Origin of the sequence: Rhodococcus sp. NPDC076796, assembly GCF_040702765.1 — a bacterium.
Classification (GTDB): Bacteria; Actinomycetota; Actinomycetes; order Mycobacteriales; family Mycobacteriaceae; genus Rhodococcoides.
The window spans coordinates 1-1,376 of sequence record NZ_JBFBMS010000037.1; the positions used below are offsets into that span (position 1 = coordinate 1).

Genomic DNA, 1,376 nt, shown 5'->3' on the forward strand with positions numbered 1-1,376 from the left:
GAATTCGCGAACCTCCAGGTCGGATACGACCCCGCGCAGCGGTGGGTGCTCGTGTTCGCGGTCACGATGATGACCGGACTACTGGTGTCCCTGGTGATATTCGGCCCACCGCGACCCCTATGAGAACGAGCACCGTCAGCAATCTCGACCGACACCTCCGACCGCCAAGTGGCTCGAACCAGGTCTCCGTCAGATCCAGGACGGTTCAGCATGCCCGTGGGCGTCGCCCTCAGCCTTGGGTGGGGTCGGCAACGATGCGCAAGTAGGGGCGAGGGGCAGTCCAGCCATCCGGATAGATCTTTTTAGCATCCTCGTCGCTGACCGAGCCGGCAATGATCACGTCGCCACCTCTATTCCACTGGGCGGGGGTGGCCACCTTGTGCGCGGCAGTGAGTTGTAGCGAGTCGATTACACGCAGCACCTCGTCGAAGTTGCGGCCGGTGGTCATCGGGTAAATGAGCACCAACTTGATCGTCTTATCGGGGCCGATGACGAAGACATTGCGCAGCGTCGCCATCTCGGCCGGAGTGTGACTGGTCGGGTCGCCGGCGATTTCGGCGGGTAGCATCCCGTAGGCCTTCGAAATGGTGTAGTCGTTGTCGGAAATCATCGGATAGTTGGGCGCGGTACCTTGTGTTTCGGCGATGTCGTCGGCCCATGCGACGTGGTTGTCGAGTGGGTCGACTGACAACCCGATGATCTTGGTGTTGCGTTGGTCGAATTCGGGTTTGATCGTGGCCATGTAACCGAGTTCGGTCGTGCACACCGGGGTGAAATCGCGGGGGTGGGAGAACAGAACTGCCCAGCTTTCACCGATCCACTCGTGGAAGTTGATCGGACCCTGGGTGGTTTGGGCGTGGAAATCGGGGGCGGTGTCGCCAATGGTGAGTGTCATCAGTGGTTGTCCTTCCGGTGCGGTGGTGCGGTGGTGCCGACGATAGCGGTCGAGTCTTAAGTGAACCTGAGGTCGGCGGCGACGCGGTCTTCCGTATACCCCTACCGGTATAGCCCATCAATGGGCGACTACGACAGGTCACGGGTGGCCCCGACCCCTCGGTGCAACGATGACTGACCCGGCCTCTCCAGCCCATGGGCCGCGACATCCGCACCGAGGCCACCGTCCAGCTTCGGCCACCTCGACCACCCTTACCGCTAGGGGTAAACTGGAGTTTCATCGAACGAAGGACTGAACGACATGACTGGTGACACCGTAAGCATCGCATTGGTATTGAACCGTTTGCGGCGTGCGCAGGGTCAGCTCGCAGGAGTGATCTCGATGATCCGGACCTACTCGACGAAGCTGCCGACGGTGTCGACACCCGTTTCGAGGGTGCCAAACAGATCTTCCGCAGTCTGAAGCGGTCGTTCGTCACGCA

At 60.9% G+C, this 1,376-nt stretch carries 1 protein-coding gene and 2 pseudogenes; 2 read left to right on the top strand and 1 reads right to left on the bottom strand.

The genetic code is table 11. The features are described from left to right. Positions 1-99, top strand: a pseudogene (locus tag AB0366_RS27070) (cytochrome c biogenesis protein ResB); the annotation flags it as partial. Positions 100-229: 130 nt separating this feature from the next. On the opposite strand, the gene AB0366_RS27075 reads toward AB0366_RS27070, so the two are convergent. Beyond that, on the bottom strand, positions 230-895 hold the full coding sequence (locus tag AB0366_RS27075; protein ID WP_008720432.1) for a peroxiredoxin: 666 nt from the start codon (positions 893-895) through the stop codon (positions 230-232). A gap of 300 nt (positions 896-1,195) precedes the next feature. Between AB0366_RS27075 and AB0366_RS27080 the strand changes: the two are divergent. Then, a pseudogene (locus AB0366_RS27080) lies at positions 1,196-1,282 on the top strand (hypothetical protein); the annotation flags it as partial. Positions 1,283-1,376: the final 94 nt, after the last annotated feature.

What these genes read in the sequence shown, in the direction of transcription:
- AB0366_RS27075 (WP_008720432.1), bottom strand. Translation starts at nt 895, where the DNA reads ATGACACTCACCATTGGCGACACCGCCCCCGATTTCCACGCCCAAACC.